The 26,448-nt window shown below is 44.1% G+C and carries 27 protein-coding genes; 24 read left to right on the plus strand and 3 right to left on the minus strand.

Going from position 1 to position 26,448, the window contains the following annotated elements:
* The first annotated feature begins 9 nt into the window (after positions 1–9).
* The 21 genes from JNG37_RS06435 (at position 10) to glgP (ending at position 20,434) form a co-directional block, all read left to right on the plus strand.
* Entirely contained in the window at positions 10–1,173 is a 1,164-nt protein-coding gene (locus tag JNG37_RS06435) for a galactokinase (protein ID WP_158456874.1), read from the plus strand.
* Between the two features lie 121 nt (positions 1,174–1,294).
* Positions 1,295–2,776: a UDP-glucose--hexose-1-phosphate uridylyltransferase gene (gene galT / locus JNG37_RS06440; protein ID WP_158456872.1), complete on the plus strand. Its 1,482-nt coding sequence runs from the start codon at positions 1,295–1,297 to the stop codon at positions 2,774–2,776.
* A 341-nt stretch (positions 2,777–3,117) separates the two neighbouring features.
* Positions 3,118–4,023, plus strand: coding sequence for a DMT family transporter (locus JNG37_RS06445; RefSeq protein WP_158456870.1), 906 nt, complete (start codon positions 3,118–3,120; stop codon positions 4,021–4,023).
* 63 nt (positions 4,024–4,086) lie between these two features.
* A complete protein-coding gene (locus JNG37_RS06450) occupies positions 4,087–4,716 on the plus strand; it encodes a copper homeostasis protein CutC (RefSeq protein ID WP_158456868.1) in 630 nt (209 codons plus the stop codon).
* Between the two features lie 135 nt (positions 4,717–4,851).
* Entirely contained in the window at positions 4,852–5,556 is a 705-nt protein-coding gene (locus JNG37_RS06455; RefSeq protein WP_158456866.1) for an SEC10/PgrA surface exclusion domain-containing protein, read from the plus strand.
* 115 nt (positions 5,557–5,671) lie between these two features.
* Positions 5,672–6,199, plus strand: coding sequence for a YqeG family HAD IIIA-type phosphatase (locus JNG37_RS06460; RefSeq protein ID WP_158456864.1), 528 nt, complete (start codon positions 5,672–5,674; stop codon positions 6,197–6,199).
* Complete coding sequence (gene yqeH, locus JNG37_RS06465; protein WP_158456862.1) at positions 6,200–7,306, plus strand: ribosome biogenesis GTPase YqeH; 1,107 nt, start codon at positions 6,200–6,202, stop codon at positions 7,304–7,306.
* Between the two features lie 57 nt (positions 7,307–7,363).
* Positions 7,364–7,675: a ribosome assembly RNA-binding protein YhbY gene (gene yhbY / locus JNG37_RS06470; protein WP_004195298.1), complete on the plus strand. Its 312-nt coding sequence runs from the start codon at positions 7,364–7,366 to the stop codon at positions 7,673–7,675.
* Between the two features lie 12 nt (positions 7,676–7,687).
* Positions 7,688–8,320 (plus strand): nicotinate-nucleotide adenylyltransferase, encoded by a 633-nt coding sequence (locus tag JNG37_RS06475; protein ID WP_014637492.1) that lies wholly within the window; start codon positions 7,688–7,690, stop codon positions 8,318–8,320.
* A complete protein-coding gene (gene yqeK / locus JNG37_RS06480; RefSeq protein ID WP_158456860.1) occupies positions 8,317–8,904 on the plus strand; it encodes a bis(5'-nucleosyl)-tetraphosphatase (symmetrical) YqeK in 588 nt (195 codons plus the stop codon). The genes JNG37_RS06475 and yqeK overlap by 4 nt, the downstream gene beginning before the upstream one ends.
* 2 nt (positions 8,905–8,906) lie before the next feature.
* Complete coding sequence (locus JNG37_RS09905; protein ID WP_449276439.1) at positions 8,907–9,068, plus strand: hypothetical protein; 162 nt, start codon at positions 8,907–8,909, stop codon at positions 9,066–9,068.
* A gap of 132 nt (positions 9,069–9,200) precedes the next feature.
* Positions 9,201–9,518, plus strand: a complete 318-nt coding sequence (locus tag JNG37_RS06490; protein ID WP_158456859.1) for a GNAT family N-acetyltransferase — start codon at positions 9,201–9,203, stop codon at positions 9,516–9,518.
* Complete coding sequence (locus JNG37_RS06495) at positions 9,515–10,024, plus strand: cysteine hydrolase family protein (protein ID WP_158456858.1); 510 nt, start codon at positions 9,515–9,517, stop codon at positions 10,022–10,024. Before JNG37_RS06490 ends, JNG37_RS06495 begins: the two co-directional genes overlap by 4 nt.
* A gap of 1 nt (position 10,025) precedes the next feature.
* Positions 10,026–10,385 (plus strand): ribosome silencing factor, encoded by a 360-nt coding sequence (rsfS, locus tag JNG37_RS06500; protein ID WP_158456857.1) that lies wholly within the window; start codon positions 10,026–10,028, stop codon positions 10,383–10,385.
* A gap of 301 nt (positions 10,386–10,686) precedes the next feature.
* Positions 10,687–11,433 (plus strand): class I SAM-dependent DNA methyltransferase, encoded by a 747-nt coding sequence (locus JNG37_RS06505; RefSeq protein WP_158456856.1) that lies wholly within the window; start codon positions 10,687–10,689, stop codon positions 11,431–11,433.
* Positions 11,430–12,518, plus strand: a complete 1,089-nt coding sequence (locus tag JNG37_RS06510; protein WP_158456913.1) for a nucleotidyltransferase — start codon at positions 11,430–11,432, stop codon at positions 12,516–12,518. Before JNG37_RS06505 ends, JNG37_RS06510 begins: the two co-directional genes overlap by 4 nt.
* Positions 12,519–12,596: 78 nt before the next feature.
* Positions 12,597–13,325 carry a MerR family transcriptional regulator gene (locus JNG37_RS06515; protein WP_158456854.1) on the plus strand — a complete coding sequence of 243 codons (729 nt, stop codon included), beginning with the start codon at positions 12,597–12,599 and terminating at the stop codon, positions 13,323–13,325.
* Between the two features lie 72 nt (positions 13,326–13,397).
* On the plus strand, positions 13,398–13,808 hold the full coding sequence (locus JNG37_RS06520; protein ID WP_158456852.1) for a peptide deformylase: 411 nt from the start codon (positions 13,398–13,400) through the stop codon (positions 13,806–13,808).
* A gap of 577 nt (positions 13,809–14,385) precedes the next feature.
* Positions 14,386–16,485, plus strand: a complete 2,100-nt coding sequence (locus JNG37_RS06525) for an AAA family ATPase (RefSeq protein ID WP_158456850.1) — start codon at positions 14,386–14,388, stop codon at positions 16,483–16,485.
* Between the two features lie 183 nt (positions 16,486–16,668).
* Positions 16,669–18,177, plus strand: coding sequence for a 4-alpha-glucanotransferase (gene malQ / locus JNG37_RS06530; RefSeq protein WP_158456911.1), 1,509 nt, complete (start codon positions 16,669–16,671; stop codon positions 18,175–18,177).
* Entirely contained in the window at positions 18,170–20,434 is a 2,265-nt protein-coding gene (glgP, locus tag JNG37_RS06535; RefSeq protein ID WP_158456848.1) for a glycogen/starch/alpha-glucan family phosphorylase, read from the plus strand. The genes malQ and glgP overlap by 8 nt, the downstream gene beginning before the upstream one ends.
* A gap of 69 nt (positions 20,435–20,503) precedes the next feature.
* On the opposite strand, the gene JNG37_RS06540 is transcribed toward glgP, so the two are convergent.
* The gene (locus JNG37_RS06540; protein WP_158456846.1) at positions 20,504–21,211 is read right to left on the minus strand and encodes a UTRA domain-containing protein; all 708 of its coding nucleotides are present in this window, start codon (positions 21,209–21,211) and stop codon (positions 20,504–20,506) included.
* A gap of 196 nt (positions 21,212–21,407) precedes the next feature.
* Here JNG37_RS06540 and JNG37_RS06545 point away from each other — a divergent pair, with 196 nt between their 5' ends.
* Both JNG37_RS06545 and JNG37_RS06550 read left to right on the plus strand, forming a co-directional pair.
* On the plus strand, positions 21,408–22,199 hold the full coding sequence (locus tag JNG37_RS06545) for an endonuclease/exonuclease/phosphatase family protein (protein WP_158456844.1): 792 nt from the start codon (positions 21,408–21,410) through the stop codon (positions 22,197–22,199).
* Positions 22,200–22,237: 38 nt separating this feature from the next.
* Positions 22,238–24,406: a PTS transporter subunit IIBC gene (locus JNG37_RS06550; protein ID WP_158456842.1), complete on the plus strand. Its 2,169-nt coding sequence runs from the start codon at positions 22,238–22,240 to the stop codon at positions 24,404–24,406.
* A gap of 69 nt (positions 24,407–24,475) precedes the next feature.
* Here the strand turns inward: JNG37_RS06550 and JNG37_RS06555 are convergent, their stop codons facing one another.
* A complete protein-coding gene (locus JNG37_RS06555) occupies positions 24,476–25,102 on the minus strand; it encodes a DUF2812 domain-containing protein (RefSeq protein ID WP_158456840.1) in 627 nt (208 codons plus the stop codon).
* A gap of 10 nt (positions 25,103–25,112) precedes the next feature.
* A complete protein-coding gene (locus JNG37_RS06560) occupies positions 25,113–25,424 on the minus strand; it encodes a PadR family transcriptional regulator (RefSeq protein WP_158456838.1) in 312 nt (103 codons plus the stop codon).
* Positions 25,425–25,584: 160 nt separating this feature from the next.
* Here JNG37_RS06560 and JNG37_RS06565 point away from each other — a divergent pair, with 160 nt between their 5' ends.
* Positions 25,585–26,301 (plus strand): YebC/PmpR family DNA-binding transcriptional regulator, encoded by a 717-nt coding sequence (locus JNG37_RS06565; RefSeq protein ID WP_004194195.1) that lies wholly within the window; start codon positions 25,585–25,587, stop codon positions 26,299–26,301.
* The last annotated feature ends 147 nt before the right edge of the window (positions 26,302–26,448 follow it).

The following is a 26,448-nucleotide window of genomic DNA, read 5'->3' on the forward strand; positions in this document are numbered from 1 at the left end:
GAGGTTCTTATGAACAAAGAACAACTCAAACAAGCCTTTCTCGATGTGTTTGGTCAAGAGGCAGATGCGACTTTCTTCTCACCAGGTCGGATTAATTTGATTGGTGAGCATACGGACTACAATGGTGGACATGTTTTTCCTGCGGCCATTACCTTGGGGACCTACGGTGCTGCTCGCAAACGTGACGACCAGCTTCTACGTTTTTATTCCGCAAACTTTGAAGAACTTGGAATTATCGAAGTGGATTTGAACAATCTGGTCTTTGATAAGGCGGACAACTGGACCAACTATGCCAAAGGTGTTCTTAAGTTCTTGCAAGAAGCAGGTCACACTATCGATACAGGTATGGAGGTCTTTGTCTACGGTAACATTCCAAATGGTTCTGGTTTGTCTTCATCAGCTTCCTTGGAACTCTTGATTGGCATCATCGCAGAAGAGTTGTATGGTCTTGAATTGACGCGTCTTGATTTGGTGAAAATTGGGAAACAAACGGAAAATCACTTTATCGGTGTCAATTCTGGTATCATGGATCAGTTTGCTATCGGTATGGGAGCGGACCAGCGTGCCATTTATCTGGATACCAATACTTTAGAATATGAATTGGTGCCACTGGATTTGGGTGACCATGTGATTGTCATCATGAACACCAACAAACGCCGTGAATTGGCAGATTCTAAGTACAATGAGCGCCGTGCGGAATGTGAAAAAGCGGTGGAAGAATTGAATACAGTCTTGAATATTCAAACTCTGGGAGAATTGGATGAATGGACCTTTGATCAATATAGCTATTTGATTAAGGATGAAAACCGTATCAAGCGTGCCCGCCATGCTGTTCTTGAAAACCAACGGACCTTGCAGGCTCGTAAGGCCTTGGAAGAAGGAGATTTGGCAACCTTTGGTCGTTTGGTCAATGCTTCTCATGTTTCCTTGGAACATGATTATGAAGTGACAGGTTTGGAATTGGATACTTTGGCGCACACAGCTTGGGAGCAAGAAGGCGTTCTTGGTGCTCGGATGACAGGAGCTGGTTTTGGTGGCTGTGGTATTGCCATTGTCCATAAGGATAAGGTTGATGCCTTTACTGAAAATGTTGGTAAGACCTATACTGAGGTGGTCGGCTATGAACCAAGCTTTTATGTAGCTGAGATTGCTGGAGGCTCTCGCGTCTTATAGTCTTTCATTTTATCTTTTATTACTGCGTTAACTCACTTTGCCGTACTTCAGTACTGCCTGCAGTTCGTTGCCTTATACTAAAAGTAAACTGAAAGACTATTATTAATAATAGATTGGAGAAATGATGACAGGATTGGTGGATCGTTTTGTTGAGCAGATCATTGCCAACAGTAGTTTTGAGGAAATGGATGCCCTTTACCTGCGCAATAGGGTCTTGGCTTTGGTTGGGGACCAGGTTTTAACAGTTCAAACAGATTTAGAGGACTTGATTGAATTAAAAGATGAGCTATTGGCTCATGGAGTTCGAACTGGTTTTGTGGGAGAATTGCTGGAAGAGCAAGACATGGTTGGGGCTTGTTTGATGGATTTGATGACTCCAAGTCCGAGTCAGGTCAATCGTGATTTTTGGCAGACCTATCAGGAAAATCCTGAACAAGCTGTGGCAGAGTTTTATGCCTTGAGTAAGCGCAATGACTACATCAAGGTGGCTGCTGTTGCCAAAAATATCTATTATCAAACACCGACAGACTATGGAAACCTAGAGATTACCATCAATCTGTCTAAACCTGAGAAGGATCCCAAAGCTATTGCGGCAGCTCGCTTAGCAGAGGCTTCTAATTACCCTCAGTGCCTACTCTGTATGGAAAATGAGGGCTACCAGGGCCGCATCAATCACCCTGCACGCGCCAATCACCGCATTATCCGCTTGGATCTTGGTCAGGAACAGTGGGGCTTCCAGTATTCGCCTTATGCTTACTACAATGAACATGCTATTTTCCTAAATCAGGAACATGTGCCGATGGTTATTAGTTCGCGAACATTTGAGCAGCTCTTAAACTTGCTAGACATCTTTCCAAATTATTTTGTCGGTTCCAACTCAGACTTACCAATCTCGGGTGGCTCCATCTTGACCCACAATCACTATCAGGGTGGGCGGCACAGTTTTGCCATGGAAAAGGCTCCAATTGAGCACCAACTGGTCTTTGAGGGCTTTGAGTCCGTTTCGGCAGGTATTGTCAAGTGGCCCATGTCGGTCATCCGCTTGACCTCCGCAGATAAGCCATCGCTTCTTGGTTTAGCGACTAAGATCTTGGAAAAATGGCGGAGCTACTCAGATGCTAGCGTTCAGATTAAGGCTGAGACGGATGGAACTCCCCATCATACCATCACCCCGATTGCCCGGAAACGAGGGGACTTGTACGAGCTGGATTTGGTTCTCCGCGACAATCAAACCTCGGAAGAATTTCCAGATGGCATCTATCATCCACATCCAGATGTGCAACATATCAAGAAAGAAAATATCGGCTTGATTGAGGTCATGGGCTTGGCGATTCTGCCTCCACGCTTGAAAGCAGAATTGGCTGAAGTCAAGAAATACTTACTCGGTCAAGCTAATCAGGTGGCAGCTTATCATCAGCCTTGGGCGGACAGGTTAAAAGCAGAATATCCAGTTGTGACAGAAGAGACAGCTGAAGAGGTCATTCGAGATTCTGTTGGCCACATTTTTGCCCGCGTCTTGGAAGATGCAGGTGTCTACAAACGAACACCGGAAGGTCAGGCAGCCTTTATGCGATTTATTGAGTTTGTGGGTCTCAAACAATAATGGCAGCAAAGAGTGGGAGTGGGACAGAACTCGACCAATCTAAAAAGAGTTCGTCAACAATTCCTTATTTCCAGTTGTTGAGCTGAAACAGTCTATCCCCAGACTGTTTCACTCCCACCCCCGCACAGTTGATTAGGTCAGATTTGGAGTGTGAAACACGAATTGCTGAGATTTGCTTCGCAAATCTTATCTCCAACCTTTAACAGTCCACTGGACTGTTAAAGCCAATCAACCACTGCGCTGAGATGTTGACGCGAACTTAGGGAAGGGGTCCTGTCTTTTTCCTTCATGCCTACTCTTTTGGTATAATGGGAGTATTCGCATTGTGAAAAGGAGATAGGATGACAGAAAAACAAAAAGGGACCCTGATTACCCTTATAGCAGGTATTGCTTGGGGGCTTTCGGGGGTGAGTGGCCAGTATTTGATGACAAGGGGGCTGGCAGTTGAGTTGCTGACTTCCCTACGACTTCTGATAGCTGGAGTTTGTTTACTGACAATAGCCTGGTGGACGGCACGAAATGATCTTGTTCGCTTGCTCCGTCACAAAAGGGATTTACTTATGACCTTGGTCTTTGCCTTACTAGGCTTGGTGCTCAATCAGATGGCCTATCTGCAAGCCATCTCCCATACAAATGCAGGGACTGCAACGGTCTTACAATATCTTTGCCCGATTTTGGTTTTGGGTTATTCCTGTATTCGATTGAAGCAACTGCCAAGCTGGGTGGAGGTTTTATCGATTGTCCTAGCTGTGTCAGGAACCTTTCTGATTGCTACACATGGTCACCTGGATCAGCTGGCAGTTACACCGCTTGGCTTGTTCTGGGGAATTTTTTCAGCCTTTACCTATTCGCTCTACATTATCCTTCCAGCCCGACTGATTCGTCAATACGGGAGTTTAGTGGTGATTGGTCTGGGCATGTTGATGGGGGGAATCATTGAAAGCATTGGGTTCCAAACCTGGCAGTATCCGCTAGTAATGGATGGCGGTATTCTCTTGGGCTTACTGGGAATTGTTGGTGTTGGGACCATTTTTGCCTATACCGCCTTTCTCAAGGGTGTCAGCATGGTTGGACCGGTCAATGGTAGCTTGTTGGCTTCGATTGAGCCCATTGCTTCAGTTTTTTTTGCTGTTTGGTTGGTGAATGAGGTCTTCTATCCAATTGATTTCCTTGGGATGGTCTTAATTCTCTTCGCAGTACTATTGATTTCAATCAAAGATATTCTTTTTACAAGGGGCAGTAAATAGGCTGCTCTTTTTTGTGTGCTATGATATAATGGAAAGAAAAGGCTTTCAATAAAAGGAGGGTTTATGATTAAAGAATTTTGTGCTGAGAATCATGAACAAGTTGCATGTGCCCTAGCTTTAGGGAGTCAACGGATCGAACTCTGTGATAACCTGGCAGTCGGAGGAACCACACCGAGTTATGGTGTGATGGAGTATGTCTGTCAATTGGCTCACCAACAAGAGGCGACGGTCATGACCATGATTCGTCCGAGGGGAGGAAATTTTCATTACAGCCCTGAGGAGGTGGCCATGATGCTGGTGGATTGCCGCATAGCCAGACAAGTAGGCTCAGATGGCTTGGTTTTCGGTGCGCTGACAGAGGAAAACTGGCTGGACGAGCCAGTCCTAAAACAATTGGTCGAGGCATCGGATGGGGGCGAACTGGTCTTTCACATGGCTTTTGACCTGATTCCTAGAAGTCGCCAGAAGGAGGCCATTGATTGGCTAGCTGACCATGGTTTTCAGCGAATCCTGACCAGAGGCCATATCAGTGGCTCTGCCTTGGAGCACTGGCAATGGTTAAAGGAAATCATGGACTATGCGCGTGGTAAGATTGAAATCCTAGTAGGGGGAGGCTTGACCAAAGAAAATCTCCCTCAATTAATGGACTTGCTAGAGCCAGATCAAGTCCATGGGACTCGCTTGTTCTGGTAATGTTTGTCTCTATTCTCTCCATTGATGGCTAGATAAGATTGTCAAACTGTTTTAATTTTCTGACAAAATATGAAAGGGTTTACAAAAAGATAGAAAATTGTTACAATAAAGTCAGTAATTATCGGGGAGGATTATATGACGAAACAGACAGTTTTGAATCACCGCGAAGCAGATGAGGTGGTATCGACTGGAATCCAGTTACCAGAAGGATTTGCAGCAGGTTTGGTTGAGTATTTGAAAAACGGAAAATCTGGTCTGGATTCAACTTTAGAAAAGCTGGGGGAACTTGGCTTGGAAGCCAATCGTTTTCAAGGAAATGAGGCAGACAAATCGCGCTTGATTGCAGATATTGAAGCTGTGGATCAGGAGATTTTGGAAGAGTTGGCCTTGTATGCTACAGACTTGCTCAATCCACTTCGTGAGGCGCTCGGAAGTGTAGCGGTGGAAGTGAGCAGCCTAGCTTTGGATTATGCCAAGAGTCTGGCAACATCGATTGAGGCGGGGCTTTACAAGCATGACTACGACAGTCTGATTGAGATTGCCAAGCAAAAAGGAGTAGAGCCACAGGGCAAGGATTGTATTGCCTTCTCGGAATACAAGGAAGATGGTTACAGTCTCTATGATGCCAAGGAGCTGATTTACCAAGGATTGGTATGGCGTCTTTTTGATGATAGCCATGCAGACTATGGGCATGCGGCTATCTTGCTTGGAATCGGACAGGACGATTCGGGTGTTGAAGCGATTGGTTTTGCATTTTCAAGACTCAGTCTCCATGTGGAATGGCTGCTGACACATATGATTTTCATTCCGAAAGATTGGGTACTTGCCCAGGCTGACTAAGAATCACAATCGTCCCTTTGGGGCGATTTTTTTCTTACAGTGGCTACCGGCCTAGTGGTCGCATTTTTACTAAATAAATGATATAATTATCTGATAACGCGAAGTGGAGAATCAAGTGACTTTAGAAAATTACATGCCAGATTTTGCTTTGGAAAAGGCTTATGATGTAACAGTTGATAGTTTAAAAAAACATGGAATCAAGGTGGTCTTTGTCGATTTGGACAATACCCTGATTGCTTGGAATAATCCAGACGGTACGCCAGAGATGCGCCAGTGGTTACATGATTTGCAGGACGCAGGCATTCCCGTTGTGGTGGTTTCCAACAACAAATATGAGCGGGTTAAGCGAGCAGTAGCTCCTTTTGGGATTGAGTTTGAAGCTTTCGCACTTAAGCCGTTCACCTTTGGAATTAACAGAGCCTTAAAACGCTTCGATGTTCAGCCTCATGAAGTGATTATGATTGGTGATCAGTTGATGACGGACATTCGGGCGGCAAAACGGGCAGGGCTCAAGTCTGTCTTGGTCAAGCCCTTGATTCAGTCGGATTCGATCAATACGCAGATTAACCGTTGGCGTGAGCGACGGACCATGAAGAAAATCATCGCTAAATATGGAGCGATAGACTACAAGAGGGAGATGTAAGTGGAAGAATTATTTTGTATCGGCTGTGGTGCCCAGATTCAGACGCTAGACAAGGCAGTCGCTGGTTTTACACCTCAATCAGCCCTAGAAAAAGGCTTGGAAACAGGGCAACTCTACTGCCAACGTTGTTTCCGTTTGCGCCATTACAATGAGATTTCAGATGTCAATATCTCGGATGACGATTTCTTGAAACTTCTCCATAGCGTGGGAGAAAGCGATGCCTTGGTGGTCAATGTCATTGATATTTTTGATTTCAATGGCTCAGTCATTCCAGGTTTGCCTCGCTTTATTTCAGGCAATGATGTACTTTTGGTCGGCAACAAGCAGGACATTTTACCCAAGTCTGTCAAGACAGGCAAGGTCACTCAGTGGTTGACCGAGCGGGCGCATGAAATCGGCATGCGACCAGTTGATGTGGTCTTGACTTCAGCCCAAAACAAGCAGGCTATTAAGGACTTGATTGAAAAGATTGAACAGCACCGCAAGGGACGGGATGTCTATGTGGTCGGCGTGACCAACGTTGGCAAATCAACCTTGATCAATGCTATTATCCAAGAAATCACAGGGGACAAGGATGTCATTACGACTTCACGTTTCCCTGGAACGACGCTGGATAAGATTGAAATTCCTTTGGATGATGGTTCATACATCTATGACACGCCAGGAATTATCCATCGTCACCAGATGGCCCATTATTTGACGGCTAAAAACCTTAAGTACATCAGCCCCCGGAAAGAAATCAAGCCAAAGACCTACCAGCTCAATCCAGAACAAACCTTGTTCTTGGCAGGTCTAGGACGATTTGACTTTGTGTCTGGCGAACGCCAAGGCTTTACGGCCTTCTTTGACAATGAGCTCCAACTCCACCGCACCAAACTGCAGGGAGCTAGTGAATTTTACCAGAAACATGCAGGCTCACTTTTAGTGCCGCCAACCAGCAAGGAATTGAAAGAATTTCCTGAATTGGTTCGTCATGAATTTACCATCAACGAAAAGACGGATGTGGTCTTCTCAGGTCTTGGTTGGATTCGTGTCAATGAAAAGGCTAAGATTGCTGCCTGGGCGCCTAAGGGTGTGGATGTGGTGATCCGCAAGGCGATTATTTAGATGTGAGTACTGGTTACATTTGTTAGCCAATAAATTATAGAAACATAGGAAAAATAGATGTCATTAACTTCAAAACAACGTGCCTTTTTGAACAGTCAGGCACACAGTCTCAAACCCATCATTCAGATTGGGAAAAATGGTCTCAATGACCAGATTAAAACCAGTGTTCGTCAGGCGCTGGATGCGCGTGAATTGATCAAGGTGACCTTGCTACAAAATACGGATGAAAACATCCACGAGGTAGCTGAAATCTTGGAAGAAGAAATCGGTGTGGATACGGTCCAAAAAATCGGTCGCATCCTGATTTTATTCAAACAATCTAGCAAGAAAGAAAACCGTAAAATTTCCAAACAGGTCAAAGAAATCTAAGAAGGAGAGCCTATGGCTATTGAACTCTTAACACCCTTTACCAAGGTTGAATTAGAGGTTGAAAAGAAAGAAACCAATCGCAAACAAGTGGGGATTCTGGGAGGGAATTTCAATCCTGTCCACAATGCTCATTTGATTGTGGCAGACCAGGTCCGTCAACAGTTGAAGCTAGATGAAGTCTTGCTCATGCCAGAATTCATTCCGCCTCATGTGGATAAGAAAGAAACTATTGACGAATACCATCGCTATTCTATGCTCAAGATGGCTATTGCAGGTATTGAGGGCTTGGGGATTGAAACCATTGAACTGGAACGCCGAGGTGTCAGCTATACCTACGACACCATGAAATTGCTGAAGGAAAAAAATCCTGATACGGATTATTATTTTATCATCGGTGCAGATATGGTAGACTACCTGCCAAAATGGCACAGGATTGATGAATTGGTCCAGTTGGTGCAGTTTGTTGGTGTCCAGCGTCCTCGTTACAAGGCAGGGACTTCCTATCCTGTTATCTGGGTAGATGTGCCCTTGATGGACATTTCCTCCAGCATGGTGCGGAGCTTTATCAAGCAAGGACGGGTGCCGAATTTTATGGTGCCTCATGAAGTTCTGGACTATATCGAAGAAAAGGGACTTTACCAATGATTGCAGCAGATTTGACATTTGACCGTCAGGCTCTTTTGGAAAAAATCCGTGTAGCTATGAAGCCAGCGCGTTTCCAACATGTCTTGGGGGTGGAGCAGGCGGCGCTTGCCTTGGCAGACCAATACGGCTGTGATCCGAAAAAAGCTAGTCTGGCAGCGCTTTTGCATGATTATGCCAAAGAAGTGGAAGACCAAGTCTTTCTGGACTTGATTGCCAAGTATGATTTGGACAAGGACCTGCTTAACTGGGATAATAACATCTGGCACGGTGTGGTTGGGGCCCATAAAATCGCAGAAGATTTTGGCTTGAAAGATGAGGAAATTTTCCAAGCCATTCAACGACACACCATTGGTGCGGGGCAGATGACCTTGCTGGACAAGGTGCTCTATGTGGCGGACTACATCGAACCCAATCGGGATTTTCCTGGGGTGGACGAGGCGCGACGAATTGCAAAAGAGTCTTTGGACAAGGCAGTAGCCTTTGAAACTGCCCAAACCATTTCCTACTTGGCCAAGAAGGGGGTTCCCATTTATCCACAAACCTTGGAAACTTATAATGGATATGTTGCTTTGTTGAAGGAGTAGGAATGATTGCATTAAAACCTGTGGATGAAAGCTCCTATCAAGCTGTCTTGGACTTGACAGTAGCCGAGGCAGATAAGGGCTTCGTGGCTCCCAACGTGCGTTCCTTGGCGGATGCCTGGCTATACAGAGAGAATGGGAGTGGGAAAGAACTCGACGGGTTCTAAAAGAGTTCGTTTTCCCACCCCCGCACAGTTGATTAGGTCAGATTTGGAGTGTGTAGCACGAACAAAGCTGCCAATCAACCACTGCGCTGAGATGTTGACTCAAACTTTGAGAAGTGTACTTGCACTAGAACCTTGCCTCCCTATGCCATCTGGGCAGATGAGCAGGTTGTTGGCTTCGCCCTGATTGACATTGATGAGGACATCCAGCAATATATGCTCTGGCGGTTTATGATTGGTCAAGAATTTCAGAGGAAAGGCTATGGTCAGGCTGCTTTGGAAGTCGTGATTGATCAAGCAAGAGCTCACCCTGTCTGCAATCATTTGATTGTCGCCTATGTCAAGGGCAACCAAAAGATGGCAAGACTCTTGGAGAAAAATGGATTTGTCTTAGATCTTGAAGAAGAAAGGGAATTGGTGTTCCGTTTGGAAACGCCTGGGGTCAAGTTTTGAAATCTGCATTGTTAGTCATTGACATTCAAAACCTCCTAGTGGAGGAAAAACCTTATGCCATTGAAGAGCGATTAGCCCTCTGGCAAGATAGCATCACAAAAGCTCGTCAAGCGGGTATAGAGATTATCTATGTCCTTCAAAATGACGAGGAATTGGTCAAGGGGACTGCTGGCTGGGAGATTCACTCAACTGTTGCCCCCTTAGCTAGTGAGAAGATTTTCGATAAGACCTTCAATAGCGCCTTCAAGGAAGCGGGGCTTCATGCTTATTTGCAGGAAAAGGGAATTGAGCAGCTCATCATCATGGGAATGGCGACAAATTTTTGCATTGACACGACGATTAAAGTAGCCTTTGAACTAGGTTACAAGGTAGCTGTGATTCAGGACGGAACGACGACAGGTTATTCAGGAAAATTGGATGCCAAGGACTTGATTGACCACTACCAAAACATCTGGTCTTGGAATTTTGGCCAGGTGGATAAATTAGAAAATATAATTAGAGGATAAGATGAAAGAACTAGATTTAGTAAAAGTTGTGGTCCAGGCTGCTGATGACAAGCGAGCTGAGGACCTTGTTGTAATTGATGTTCAAGGTGTGACCAGCCTGACAGACTACTTTGTGATTGCAAGTTCCATGAACAGTCGCCAGTTGGAGGCTATTGCGGAAAACATCCGTGAAAAGGTAGCGGAAGTTGGGATCAAGGGTAGCCGTGTAGAAGGCGATAGTAACGGTGGCTGGGTCCTATTGGACCTTGGAGGCGTAGTCGTTCATATCTTCTCAGAAGAAATGCGTGACCTCTACAACCTCGAAAAATTATGGCACGAAGGCAGCTTTCTGGAAGTCGTAGAACTTTTAGAAGTGGAATAGTGAAACAGTTCGGGGAACTGTTTCAGCTGGTCACCCTAAAACTCGAAAGTGACCAAAATGAGTTCACTATTATGTGATTAGAAGTTATAGACTTCTTGAATAAATATGAAAACAGATTTTGATTTGGGTGCACTATTCGAAACTTGAGTCAACATCTCAGCGCAGTGGTTGATTGGCAGCTTTGTTCGTGCTTCCCACTCCAAATCTGACCTAATCAACTGTGCGGGGGCAGGAATACGAACTCTTTTGATTTGAGGAGTTCTTTCCTGCTCCCTTTTTATGAAAGGAAAAATGGGAAAATATGGCGACTTATGAAACCTTTGCGGCGGTCTATGATGAAATCATGGATGACAGCTTGTATGATAAATGGACAGATTTTAGCTTGCGGAACTTGCCACAAGACACCAAGACAATTTTAGAATTGGCCTGTGGGACAGGGATTCAGGCTGTGCGTTTTGCTCAAAAGGGTTATGAGGTGACAGGGCTTGACCTGTCCTATGAAATGTTGGAATTGGCTCAGAAGAAAGCAGAGGCTGCTGGTGTCATGATGGAGTTGGCCCAAGCAGATATGATGGCTCTGGAAGGTGTTGGAGATTTCGATGCGGTAACCTGTTACTCGGACAGTCTGTGCTATATGTCGGACCAAGAAGCTGTTTTGCGGGTCTTTGAAGGAGTTCACTCTGTTCTCAATCAAGGTGGTACTTTCCTTTTTGACGTTCACTCCATCTATCAAATGGAAGAAGTATTTGCAGGCTATAGCTACCATGAAAACTACGAGGATTTTGCCTTTGTCTGGGACACCTATGAAGGTGAGCATGAGCATTCCATTGTTCACGAATTGACCTTCTTTGTCAAAGATGAGGACAGCCAAGAGGAGCGGTTTATTCGTCGGGATGAAGTTCATGAAGAGCGGACCTATCCGATTGAAACCTATGTGGAATGTTTGAAACAAGCTGGTTTTACATCTGTGGAAGTCTTTGCGGACTTTGAAGATCAAGCTCCGACAGAAACCAGCCAGCGGTGGTTTTTCAAGGCGGTCAAGGCATGATTTCAGGGATTATTGCAGAATACAATCCCTTTCACACGGGGCATAAATACCTGCTGGACCAGGCGGAAGGATTGAAAATCGTGGTTATGTCTGGCAATTTTATGCAACGGGGTGAGCCAGCCATTGTTGATAAGTGGACACGGGCTCAGATGGCTTTGGAACACGGGGCAGATCTTGTTGTTGAGATGCCCTTTTTAGTGTCGGTCCAGTCGGCTGACCATTTTGCCAAGGGAGCAATCAGTATTTTACACAAACTGGGTGTGGAAAAACTGGTTTTCGGTACGGAAGAAATACTGGATTACCAGAAAATTGCGGATATTTATGTGGATAAGTCGGAAGAGATGGAAAATTTTGTGAAAAACTTGCCAGATAGTCTCTCTTATCCACAGAAGACCCAGGCCATGTGGCAGGAGTTTGCTGGGCTGACCTTCACAGGTGATACGCCCAATCATATTCTGGGCTTGGCTTACGCTAAGGCGGTGGCTGGGACAGGTATTCAGCTCGGTCCAGTTCAGCGGCAGGGGGCTGGTTTTCACTCGGAAGAGGTGGAAACGACCTACGCCTCGGCGACGGCTATCCGAAAGGGTGCTGACCAGTTGGACTTGGTACGTGACTTTTTACCGTCTGCCAGTCTCTTTGAAGAGGCGACCAAGGTAAGCTGGAGAAATTATTTTCCCCTGCTCCGCTACCAGATTGCGACCCACCGAGATCTCAGTCAGGTCTTTCAGGTCAACGAAGAACTAGCCAGCCGTATCCGCTCTGCCATTGGGAGCGTAGCGACCGTGGAGGAGTTAGTGGATGCCGTTGCGACCAAGCGCTACACCAAGGCGAGAGTGCGGCGAGTGCTGACCTACATCTTGGTCAATGCGGTGGAAACTCCCTTGCCAGAAGCAGTCCATGTCCTAGGCTTTTCAGCTCGAGGCCAGGCCTATCTCAAGACCGTCAAGTTGCGAGTGGGCTTGGTGACGCGGATCGGAAAAGAGCCCTGGGACAGCCTGACCCAGCAGGCGGATGCAGTCTATCAATTGGGCGCTAACGCAATAGCAGAGCAGACCTACGGGCGCGTGCCGGTGAGGGTGGAGTGAGATGTAAAAGTTTTTTGATAAAATTCTTGACTCTCACCTTACGTTATCCCTTATACTGGGCATAGAGAGGAGATTTCTATGAGCGAAAATTGGACGGTTAAGCAGGTCAGTCGGTTGACAGGATTGACGGTGAGGACCTTGCACCACTATGACCAGATTGGTTTGCTCAAACCAGCATTTGTGGCTGAAAATGGTTATCGCTACTATAATCAGGAGAATTTGGCTCGTCTGCAAGAAATTCTCTTATTTCGTGAGTTGGATTTTCCTCTCAAAGACATTCAGCAGCTTCTGGACGTGACGGAAGTCAATCGTCAGCAGGTCTTGCGGGACCATATCACCCTTTTAGAGCTCAAAAGGGAACGGCTGGATCGCATCATCAATCACGCCAGATTGCTCACAGAAAAAGGAGGAGAAGTCATGGATTTTCACGCATTTGACAGCAGTCAACTAGAAGCCTACAAGGTGGAGGCCAAGGAGCGGTGGGGACAGACAGCGGCCTATGCCGAATTTGAAGAGCGCTACGATGCTAGCAAGGACCACTTGTTTGCCCAAGAGATGCAGGCTATTTTTGAGGTTTTTGGAAAAATGCAGAGCTTGGAAGCCGATCATCCAGATGTGCAGGCTCAGGTAGCGAACTTGCAGGTCTATATCACGGAAAATTTCTACACCTGTACCAAGGAAATCTTACAAAATCTAGGTCTTATGTATGTTGAGGACGAGCGATTTTCAGCCAACATTGACCGAGCAGGTGGACTAGGAACAGCAGCCTTTGTCAGTCAAGCTATTGCGATTTATTGCAAAGAATAAACGAAAGAAGTCTAGTGAGAACTAGGCTTTTTTTGGTATACTAGATGAAGCTAGAAAATAAGGAGACACCCCATGATTCAACCTATTATGAAGGATATTTTCTTCCTGCAACAGAAATCTGAACCTGCGACTCAGCTAGATGTGCAGGTCGGTCAGGATTTGCAAGACACTTTAGTAGCCAATGCTCACGCTTGTGTGGGCATGGCGGCCAACATGATTGGCGTCAAAAAGCGGATTATCATCGTCAACATGGGTTTCACCAACCTGGTCATGTACAATCCTGTCCTCATCAGCAAGGCCAAGCCCTATCAGACAGAGGAGGGCTGCCTGTCGCTGGAAGGTACTCGCCCGACGACACGCTATCAGGAGATTGAAGTGGAGTTCTTTGATGCTTCATGGAAAAGGCAGAGCCTAAAGCTGACAGACTTCCAAGCTCAGATTGTTCAGCATGAACTAGATCATTTGGAAGGGATTATCATCTAGTAGTTACCGAATCTACCGTCAGGTAGATTTTTTATCGTCGTTTAGTTTATCTTTTATTACGTCGACGAATGATGAAACTTCGTTTCCTTATCTCCAACTTCAAATAATTTCATCATTATTTGAACTCACCTTGCCTGATTGAAACAGTCTGGGGGACTGTTTCAAGTCAATGCCTAGAAACAAGAAAGCATTGAGTTATGTCTGCGGCTTTTGATGCGAACTTTGTTCGCTCTATTTCCCACCTCCAAAGGTTCCCCAAACCTTTAGAGCTAGTACTAAAAGTAAACTAAAAGACTATATCAAAAAGTCAAAAAAGGTCAAACTAAACTATTGACTTTTACTGACCAATGATGTAAAATAAGATTCGTAAGGTAAAGGACCTTACGAATTCTTTGAACAAAAGATCAGTTTAGGTCAAACGAGAAGGGTTTGACTTACTCTTGAACCTATTGGTCAGTAAAAGACAAACTTCTAAGGAGGTTAATATGAAAGACAGGATTATACCCTACTAACTATTTTTTTAAAACAAAGGTCAGTAAACGTCAAAAACAAACAAAACTTAAAAGAGGTAACTACTATGAACAACAATTTCAATAATTTTAACAATATGGACGATATTTTCAATCAACTCATGGGCAACATGGGAGGTTACAGTACAGAACGTCGCCGTTATTCTATCAATGGGCGTGAAGTAACACCGGAGGAATTTGCCATTTACCGTCAGACTGGTCGCCTGCCACAGACAGAAGAAGTGGCTCAAACCCAGGTTAAAGGTCAGATAAAGTCAGACGGAATTCTGGCAAAACTTGGTCGCAATTTGACACAAGATGCGCGTGAAGGGAAGTTGGATCCAGTCATTGGACGAAACAAGGAAATCCAAGAAACAGCGGAAATTTTGGCTCGCCGTACGAAAAATAATCCTGTTTTGGTCGGTGATGCGGGTGTTGGTAAAACTGCGGTAGTAGAAGGTTTGGCTCAGGCCATTGTCAATGGTGATGTGCCAGCAGCCATTAAGAACAAGGAAATTATCTCCATCGACATTTCAGGCTTGGAAGCTGGGACTCAGTATCGTGGAGCTTTTGAGGAAAATGTGCAGAATCTTGTGGATGAAGTCAAAAAAGCCGGCAATATCATTCTCTTCTTTGATGAAATTCATCAGATTTTGGGAGCTGGTAGCACTGGTGGAGACTCAGGTTCCAAGGGCTTAGCAGATATTCTCAAACCAGCTCTTTCCCGTGGAGAGTTAACTGTTATCGGTGCGACTACACAGGACGAATATCGCAATACTATTCACAAGAATGCTGCCTTGGCTCGTCGTTTCAATGAAGTCAAGGTCCATGCTCCGTCCGCAGAAGATACCTACCAGATTTTGAAAGGGATTAAGCCGCTTTATGAAGCCCACCACAATATTGAATTGCCAGATGAGGTTTTGAGAGCTGCGGTTGATTATTCTGTCCAATATATTCCACAACGTAGCTTGCCTGATAAGGCTATTGACCTGATCGATGTGACCGCTGCTCACTTGGCTGCTCAACATCCTGTGACAGATATTCAGACCTTAGAAGCAGAAATGGCTGAGGCAAAACAGTTGCAGTTGGAGGCGGCTGAAAAAGAGGAATATGAAAAAGCCTTGAATGAAAAAGTCCGTATTGATAAGCTACAAAAACAGATTGACACTCATACAGAGCAACAGAAAGTGGTAGCAACTGTTAATGATGTGGCTCAGGCAGTTGAGCGAATGACAGGGATCCCAGTCTCACAAATGGGAGCTTCTGACATTGAACGACTCAAGGAATTGAAAAATCGTCTGGCAGCTAACGTTATCGGTCAAGACGGTGCGGTGGAAGCTGTATCTCGTGCCATTCGTCGGAATCGTGCAGGTTTTGATGACGGAAACCGCCCGATTGGTTCCTTCCTTTTTGTCGGTCCGACAGGTGTGGGTAAGACAGAGTTGGCAAAACAGTTAGCGCAAGACTTGTTTGGTAACAAGGATGCCATTATTCGTTTGGATATGTCTGAATACAGCGATCGGACAGCTGTTTCCAAATTAATCGGTACCACAGCTGGTTATGTTGGTTATGATGACAATTCCCATACTCTTACCGAACGTGTCCGCCGCAATCCGTACTCCATTGTCCTATTGGATGAGATCGAAAAAGCAGATCCACAAGTGATTACCCTCCTTTTGCAAGTGCTAGATGATGGTCATTTGACAGACGGACAGGGCAACCAAGTCAACTTCAAAAATACCCTTGTCATCGCGACTTCAAATGCTGGTTTTGGTTATGGAATGGCAGAAGGTGAAGAAAATCAAGACATCATGGACCGCATCGCACCATTCTTCCGTCCGGAGTTCCTTAACCGTTTCAACGCAGTTATCGAATTCAAACACTTGGGCAAAGCAGACCTCAAGGCAATTGTAGATTTGATGTTAGCCCAGGTCAATAAGACCCTAGCTAAAAAAGGTATTCACTTGGAAGTGACCGAGGCTGCCAAAGACTTCTTGATGGAAGAAGGTTATGACCAGGCCATGGGAGCTCGTCCTCTGCGCCGTGTGATTGAAAATCAGATTCGAGACAAGGTAACAGATTACTATCTGGACCACCTAGATGTGACAAACTTGTTGGCTGATGTGGTGGAAAATGAGATTCAAATCAGCGAGCAAACCTTTTCTTAAAATTATAGAATAATATAGAAAATCTGAGAAAAATCTTTCAGATTTTCTTTTTTGTTAGGCGTTAACAAAGGCGATAATATAAGGATTTTAAGTACCGATTGAAACTTTTTTCTCGAAATCCTTGACAAGTGCAAACGTTTGCGTTAAACTATCAATGTATTCGAAAGAAAGGAAGATTTCATGATGGCAAATCGTACCAGTGGAATTTTAATGCATATCACCTCACTTCCAGGCAAGTTTGGTATCGGTACTTTTGGAAAGCCTGCCTATGACTTTGTAGATTTCTTGGTAGAAACCAAGCAGACCTACTGGCAGCTTCTCCCACTTACAACGACAAGTTACGGAGATTCGCCTTATCAATCATTTTCTGCCATTGCAGGAAATACCCATTTAATTGATTTTGATTTGTTGGCAGAAGAAGATTTATTGGCCAACTTTGACTACCAAGATGTGAAATTTGGGGACAATCCAGAAAAAGTAGACTACGCCTTGATCTATGAGGCTCGCCGTCCGATTTTGGAAAGAGCCGTTAAAAACTTCTTGAGCGATGACAAGCGTAAAGCAGCCTTTCAAGAGTTTGAAAAAGCCAATTCGTCATGGTTAAATGACTATGCAGAATTTATGGCTATTAAAGAACACTTTGGCAACAAGGCCCTACAAGAGTGGGATGACAAGAAAGTTGTTGCTCGAAATGAAGAAGCCCTTGAAAAATACCGCTTGGAATTGGCAGACCAAATTGATTACTTTAAAGTCACTCAATATTTCTTCTTTAGCCAGTGGAAACAGCTAAAAGAATATGCCAATCAAAACCACATTAAGATTATCGGAGACATGCCGATTTATGTCTCTGCCGATAGTGTGGAAGTTTGGACCAAGCCACAGCTCTTCAAATTAGATAGCGAGCGCAAGCCGCTTTATGTGGCAGGTGTGCCAGCAGATAACTTCTCAGCAGATGGCCAGCTTTGGGGCAACCCACTCTACGATTGGGAGCAGCATGAAAAAACTGGCTACAACTGGTGGATTTACCGTATTCACGAGAGCTTCAAACTTTATGATGTCTTGAGAATTGACCACTTCAAAGGATTCTCAGATTACTGGCAGGTAGCAGGAGATGCTGAAGTAGCTAAAGTTGGTACCTGGGAGCCAGGTCCAGGCTACAATCTCTTCAAGGCGGTCAAAGAAACCCTTGGCGACTTGCCAATTATTGCAGAGGATCTAGGAAATATTGATGCCAAGGCTCGTAAGTTGCTTGCAGATTGCGGCTACCCTGGTATGAAAATCCTAGAATTTGGCTTCTTCGATGTGACTGGACAGAGCATTGACATCCCACACCGTTGCGTACCAAACTCTATCGCCTACACAGGCACACACGATAACGAGGTGGTCAATGGTTGGTATAACAATCTAGAGCCTGAACAACAGGAGTTTGTAGATGCCTATACCAACAGAAAGCCGATTGAGCCAGTGACTCAAGCCATGCTTCGAACACTCTTTGCTACTGTCAGCGACACAGCTATTGCGACCATGCAAGATGTTCTTGACTTGGGCGAAGAAAGCCGCATGAACATGCCTTCAACTGTCGGAGGCAACTGGGAATGGCGAATGAAAGCTGAAGATTTAACCCAGGAACGCAAAGACTTCTTAGTCAAAATGACAACATTATATCAACGAGGAAATGAAAACCATGATTAACTTTACAACATTTGCAGAAAGCAAAGCCAACAAGAAATTAGTCGACATGACCAACGAAGAAATCTATCTTCAGTTGCTCAACTATGTCAAATTGTCAGCGGCAGATATGCCAAAAAACACTGGTAAACGCAAGGTTTACTACATCTCGGCAGAGTTCCTTATCGGTAAACTCTTGTCAAACAACTTGATTAACTTGGGTGTTTACAAGGACATTCAGGCAGAATTGGCAGCAGCTGGCAAGTCTTTGGCACAGGTTGAAGACGTTGAACCAGAGCCATCGCTTGGTAACGGTGGTCTTGGCCGTTTGGCATCATGCTTTGTGGACTCTATGTCAACACTTGGTATCAACGGAGAGGGTGTTGGTCTCAACTACCACTGCGGTCTCTTCAAGCAAGTCTTCAAGGACAACCAACAAGATGCAGAGCCAAACTTCTGGATTGAAAATGATTCTTGGTTGATTCCAACGACAATCAGCTACGATGTACCATTCAAAAACTTTACATTGACTTCTAAGTTGGACCGTTTGGACATCCTTGGCTACAAGAAGGATACTAAAAACTACCTCAACTTGTTTGATATCCAGTCTGTCAACTACGGCTTGATTGACAATGGTATCACGTTTGACAAGACGGCTATTCAAGAAAACTTGACCCTCTTCTTGTACCCAGATGATTCAGACAAGAACGGTGAATTGCTCCGCATTTACCAACAATACTTCATGGTATCAAACGCTGCCCAGCTCTTGATTGACGAAGCGATTGACCGTGGCTCAAATGTGCGTGACTTAGCAGACTATGCCTATGTTCAAATCAACGATACCCACCCTTCACTTGTGATTCCAGAATTGATTCGTCTTTTGACTGAAAAACACGGTTTGGAATTTGCAGAAGCAGTGGCTATCGTTAAGAACATGACTGGTTACACCAACCACACTATCTTGGCAGAAGCTCTTGAAAAATGGCCGTTGTCATTCTTGGAAGAAGTGGTGCCTCACTTGGTAGACATCATCAAGGAATTGGATGCCTTGGTGGCTAAGGAAGTAGCGGATGTTGCCCTTCACATCATCGACGAGTCTGGTCGTGTGCACATGGCTCACATGGATATCCACTTCTCAAACTCTGTCAACGGGGTTGCGGCTCTCCACACTGAAATCTTGAAAAACTCTGAGTTGAAAGGTTTCTACGAGCTTTACCCAGAAAAATTCAACAACAAGACAAACGGTATCACCTTCCGTCGTTGGTTGGAATTTGCTAACCAAGACCTTGCAGACTACATCAAGGAATTGATTGGCGATGAGTATTTGACAGATGCGACCAAGCTTGAAAAATTGCTTGCCTTTGCAGATGACAAGGAAGTTCATGCTAAGTTGGCGGAAATCAAACACAACAACAAGTTGGCCCTCAAACGTTACCTCAAAGATAACAAGGGTATCGAATTGGACGAAAACTCTATCATCGATACACAAATCAAACGTTTCCACGAGTACAAACGCCAACAGATGAATGCCTTGTATGTCATTCACAAGTATCTTGAAATCAAGAACGGCAACCTGCCAAAACGTAAAATCACTGTTATCTTCGGTGGTAAGGCAGCTCCAGCTTATGTGATTGCCCAAGACATCATTCACTTGATCCTCTGCTTGTCTGAGTTGATCAACAATGATCCAGAAGTCAGCAAGTACCTCAACGTTCACTTGGTAGAAAACTACAACGTAACGGTTGCTGAAAAACTCATCCCTGCGACAGATATTTCTGAGCAAATCTCATTGGCTTCTAAAGAAGCATCAGGTACTGGTAACATGAAATTCATGCTCAACGGTGCCTTGACGCTTGGTACTATGGACGGTGCAAACGTTGAGATTGCAGAGTTGGCTGGCATGGACAATATCTATACATTTGGTAAGGACTCAGATACCATTATCGACTTGTACGACAAGGCTGGTTACGTATCTGCGGACTACTACAATGGCGATGCTAATATCAAACGTGCGGTTGACTTCATCGTCAGCGATGAAATCCGTGCACTTGGAAATGATGAGCGTCTTGGTCGCCTGCACCATGAATTGATCTCTAAAGACTGGTTCATGACCTTGATTGACTTGGCGGAGTACATTGAAGTCAAAGAGCAAGTCTTTGCAGACTACGAAGATCAAGAATCTTGGAACAAGAAAGTTGTTCACAACATCGCCAAAGCAGGATTCTTCTCATCTGACCGTACTATTGAACAGTACAACCAAGATATTTGGCATTCAAACTAATACTTTTGCTCTCCTAAATTGAAAAGAATGTTCCTGAGTGGGAACATTCTTTTTTGTATTTTTCATTTTTTACCGTTTGGCCATTGAAACAAAGGTAACCTTATCTGGTCGATAGGTGATGGTTCCGTACTGAAAAGGACGGCCGTCTGCCAGATAGGTGGTACTGGTGACGGAAACCACCATGTCGTAGCCAGCCAGATCAAGCAAGGATTTTTCTTCCTCCGTAGCAAAGCGGAAGGAAATTTCCCGGCGTGAATGAGAGATTCCTAAGCCCAGGTCTGATTCTAGATACTGATAAATCGATTTTTCAGCGATTTCCTTGCTGAGATAGGGAACAATCCTGCGGTCAAAGTAGGAAATCTCATACTCTAATCGTTCTCCGTCAATAGTCCGAACGCGGCTGACACGGTATAGATCTGTCTTTTCATCCACTTCCAATTCCTTCATGACTTCTGGCTGGCCTTGTACGATGTAGAGATTGGTCAGTTGGGTCTGGACTTGATGGTGAGCAAAGCGGTTGAGTTCGCTAACGGTCTTCAATTCAGACACATACGGTTTTCTGACCAGGTTGTGGTCTAAGATAATGGAATTTCTCCCCTGACGCTTTTGAATATAGCCATCCATTTCTAATAGCGAAAGTGCCTTGCGGATAGTATCCTTGGAATAGGAGTAGATGTCCATTAGCTCATTTTCGGTTGGCATCTCTTGATTGGCCTGCCAGATATTTTGTTCAATTTTTTCCTTGATGTCTGCGTAGACTTTTTTATATTTACTCATGGTGACTCCTCAACTCTTCTATCACTAGTTTAACATATTTAGGAATAATCGTCAGTTTTATAGCTTTTTCAAAAGAATTACGTAAAAGTTGACGAATTATTCCGTAAAAGAGTTGACAAATGGAAACGTTTACGTTACAATTATCTTACAAATACGGAAGCGCTTTATTTCAGAATATGATGAAGAAAGGAGACCTATGAAATTACTAACAGTCAATGCCCATGCCTGGTTAGAAGAAAATCAAGACCAAAAGTTGGACATACTTGCTCAGACCATTGCTCAAAAGCAATATGACGTGATTGCCCTGCAAGAAGTCAACCAGCTGATGGCAAGTCCCTTGGTAACAAAGGACTTACGAAAGGATAATTATGGTTTGGTTTTGCTTGAAAAGCTGAAAGAGCTGGGAGTAGTAGCTTATTCTTATTTCTGGTCCAATTCTCATATTGGCTATGATAAGTATGATGAAGGGATTGCCTTTCTAACAACATTACCGGTCTACGAAGTGGATGCTTTCTATTGTAGTCAGCACCAAAATCTGACATCAATCCTGTCTCGCAAGATTATTGGTTTGACGGTGGCATATGGAAATGAGTTGATTGACTTGTATTCCTGCCATATCAATCTTCCGGGGCACCCAGAGGAAGACCAGCTGGAAAATGTTCGAAAGATTGTTAATCGAACTAGCCAGGAACGCTTGAAAATTCTTATGGGTGATTTCAATACGGATGCACTATCGGATCCTCAAGCCTATCAAGCTATTAAGAATCTAGGTCTTTATGATAGTTATGATTTGGCAGTGGAAAAGGATAGTGGTATCACTGTTGAAAAGGCTATAGATGGTTGGGCTGGACACAGTCAGGAAAAACGTCTGGACTATGTGTTCTTAAATCAGGAAAGACAAGTTCAATCCAGTCGAGTGATTTTCAATGGAGATAATCTACCGGTTATTTCGGATCACTTCGGTGTAGAAGTAAACGTAAGTATTTAAAGGTCATAAGACTATGAAAACTATTTAAGGAGAAGAACATGAAAAAATTTCTTAGTTTCGAATTTTGGCAAAAGTTCGGGAAGTGTTTAATGGTTGTGATTGCCGTAATGCCAGCGGCGGGTCTCATGGTGTCAATCGGGAACTCGATTCCTCTGATTAGCCAAGATTCAGAGCTATTGGCTCGTATTGGGAATATTATTGCGCAAATTGGTTGGGGAATTATCGGTAACCTTCACTTGCTCTTTGCCTTGGCAATTGGTGGTAGCTGGGCTAAGGAAAAGGCTGGTGGTGCCTTCTCAGCAGGTCTTGCCTTCATTCTCATTAACTTGATTACTGGTCATTTCTTTGGCGTAAGTACAGCTATGTTGTCAGATGCAGAAGCGACAGTCAGCACAGTCTTCGGGACACAAATCCCAGTTTCAGGTTACTTCGTCAATATCTTGGGCCAACCTGCCCTTAACATGGGTGTCTTCGTTGGTATCATCGCTGGTTTTGTAGGAGCAACAACCTATAACAAATACTACAATTACCGCAAATTACCAGATGTTTTGACTTTCTTTAACGGCAAACGCTTCGTACCATTTGTGGTTATCTATCGCTCTGTACTTGTTGCGTTAGGTTTGGCGATTTTCTGGCCGCTTGTTCAAACAGGGATCAACAGCTTTGGTAAATGGATTGCGACTTCGCAAGAAACAGCTCCAATCTTGGCACCATTTGTTTACGGTACCTTGGAACGCTTGCTTCTTCCATTCGGTCTTCACCACATGTTGACCATTCCGATGAACTATACTTCGCTTGGTGGGACCTATGACATCTTGACAGGGGCTCAAGCAGGTACACAGGTATTTGGCCAAGATCCGCTTTGGTTGGCTTGGATTACTGACTTGATTAACCTCAAGGATGCTGGGGATATGACCCAGTACAATGATCTTTTAGCGAATGTAACTCCAGCTCGTTTCAAAGTGGGACAAATGATTGGTTCCTCAGGTATTCTTATGGGATTGTCCTATGCCATGTATCGCAATGTTGATCCAGATAAGAAGAAAAAATACAAAGGGATGTTCCTATCTTCTGCACTTGCTGTCTTCTTGACAGGTGTAACAGAACCAATCGAGTTCATGTTCATGTTTGCGGCAATGCCACTCTATGTTGTCTATGCTTTGGTACAGGGTGCAGCTTTTGCAATGGCAGATATTGTCAACTTGCGTATGCACTCATTTGGTAATATCGAATTCCTTACACGTACACCGATGGCGATCAAAGCTGGTATCGGTATGGACGTGATCAACTTCATTTGGGTAACAGCCCTCTTTGCAGTTGGAATGTACTTCATTGCCGACTTTATGATTAAGAAATTCAACCTAGCAACAGCTGGACGCAATGGTAACTATGATACAGAAACAACAGATGTAGTTTCTAACTCAAACGTAGATACTGCAGATGCCAATTCACAAGTGGTTCAAATCATCAACTTGCTTGGTGGTCGTGATAATATCGCAGATGTGGATGCTTGTATGACTCGCCTTCGCGTTAGTGTCAAAGATGTGGCACAGGTTGGAGATGAAAATGCTTGGAAACAGGCTGGTGCTATGGGCTTGATTATCAAAGACTCAGGTGTTCAAGCAGTCTATGGACCAAAAGCAGATGTTCTCAAATCAGACATTCAAGACTTGCTAGAATCAGGCGTAGCTATTCCTCATACAGAGATTGTGGCGACAGAAGAAGTTGCTCCTGAGACTCAGTTCAAGGGTGTGACGGAGACAGTTTACTCTGTTGCTGAAGGGCAAGCTATTGCCATTACAGAAGTGAAAGATCCAGTCTTTTCACAAAAAATGATGGGCGACGGTTATGCAGTTGAGCCTAGCTCCGGTAATGTTTACGCACCAGTTTCAGGTATTGTAACCAGTGTCTTCCCAACTAAACACGCTGTCGGTATTTTGTCTGACAAGGGTGTAGAAGTCTTGGTGCACGTCGGCCTAGATACGGTTGCACTAAACGGTGTTCCATTCTCAGCTAAGGTAACAGATGGCCAACGCGTTGAAGCAGGAGACTTGCTCCTTGTTGCAGACCTTGAAGCTATTCGCTCAGCAGGACGTGAAACAACCATCGTCGTTGCCTTTACAAACACAACTGAAATCAAATCTGTCAGCCTTGAAAATCTTGGACAGGTCAGTCAAGATAGCCAAGTTGCTAAAGTAGAGTTGTAAAAAATAAAAAAAGATTGAAAAGATGATTGCAGTCAATTCTTTTCAATCTTTTTTTTGGATAGTATGCCATCAGTATTTTTCTAATTTCTTCGCTTCTTTTTTACCTTTTTCAGCGATATGGAGGAAATAAATAGACCAAGCAAGGAAAAATAACGGAATGATGCCACTTCTAAACAATGCGAATGGGGTCTCAAAGAGAAAACCAAACCAAAAACTGATGCCAGTTCGTTCCCATAGTCCTGGAGTTAGGTACCAGGATTTAGGATTCCAAAGTGTGTATCCATTTTGGAGTCCAACTTGGTAATGGATAAAAAATAAAGCCAGAAATAATCCGAAATAGGAGTAGGCATAATTTTGGTAGCGTGAATAGAATGCTTTTTTCGATTCGGTATCAGAAAAAATTTCTGTGCTTGAAGCTTCGATTGTTTGTTGAAAATAATGGATGCCACATCTACGACTACCTTGTATAGGTTGCCAACCACAGTCTTCAAATAGAGAGAGGTAATTTGAATATTCTCCTTTTGCAATATGTTCGTGAAAATCAAGGCGTACGGGATGAGGGGTTCGACTACATTTTTCAAAATGATAGGCTGCTGTCCAAGGAGTTACTTTGATAAGCTGATAACCTTCGGATTGAATCGAATTAATCCAATGTTCTTCCTCTTGTAAACTGGTGAATAATTTGTGTCTTATCATGGCTTCCTCCTTAAAAACCTAATTCTTTGGCAATATGATGTAGTTTTTGAATACGCTGTGTTTCCAGTTTAATAATCTCTTGTCCCGTTGCTGTTACTTGATAGACTTTTCTTCTTTTATCGGTACTTGGAATGGAACAAATCCATTTTAGTTTCAAAAGATTCTCAATCGCTCCATACATGGTTCCTGCAGCGATTTTCACATCACCATCACTCATATCCTCTACTTTTTGCATGATATGGTAGCCATGGGCAGGTTCCAAGAGGGCTAATAGAATATAGTAAGTTGTCTCCGTTAAGGGGAGGTGCTTGTTCCTTTTCATTTGGCTTCTCCTATGTAGTTCAAATGTACAGTTGTGCTATATATTATATATCGGAAAACTATACATGTCAACTGTATAGTGAAGAAGATTTTAAAAATCTTCTCAATCCTTGCCATTTATGGTATAATAAAGCGATTTTATAAAATGTAGGAGGTTCCCCATGGGACGTAAATGGGCCAATATTGTAGCCAAGAAAACCGCAAAAGACGGTGCTAACTCAAAAGTTTACGCCAAATTTGGTGTTGAAATCTATGTAGCAGCGAAAAAGGGTGACCCAGATCCAGAAACAAACTCAGCGCTGAAATTTGTTATCGACCGTGCTAAGCAAGCGCAGGTTCCAAAACACATCATTGACAAGGCCATTGACAAGGCAAAAGGAAACACAGATGAAACCTTCGTGGAAGGTCGTTACGAAGGCTTTGGACCAAATGGTTCTATGATTATCGTTGATACCTTGACATCAAACGTAAACCGTACCGCAGCCAATGTTCGCTCTGCCTTTGGTAAAAACGGTGGAAACATGGGTGCATCTGGTTCCGTATCATTCATGTTTGATAAAAAAGGTGTGGTTGTATTTGCTGGTGATGATGCAGATGCCATCTTCGAATTGCTCTTAGAAGCAGATGTTGAAGTCGATGATGTAGAAGCAGAAGACGGCACAATCACTGTCTATACAGCTCCAACGGATTTGCACAAGGCAATCGTGGCACTCAAAGAATCAGGAATCCAAGAGTTCAACGTTACTGAACTTGAAATGATCCCGCAATCAGAAGTATCACTTGAAGGCGATGACCTCGCAACATTTGAAAAACTCTACGACGCCCTCGAAGATGACGAAGACGTCCAAAAAATCTACACGAATGTAGATGGCTTCTAATAAAAATGACTGTCCGGGGGACAGTCATTTTTATTAGAAGGTTGGAGATTGGAACTGCCGGTAGGCAGTTTTTTATAACCAACAGTCTGGGAGAGTGAGACAGTTCAGCAAACTGTTTCAGTCTGAACCGAGAAAAATAAAAGTGAG

Origin of the sequence: Streptococcus suis (assembly GCF_016775005.1) — a bacterium.
Classification (GTDB): Bacteria; Bacillota; Bacilli; order Lactobacillales; family Streptococcaceae; genus Streptococcus; species Streptococcus suivaginalis.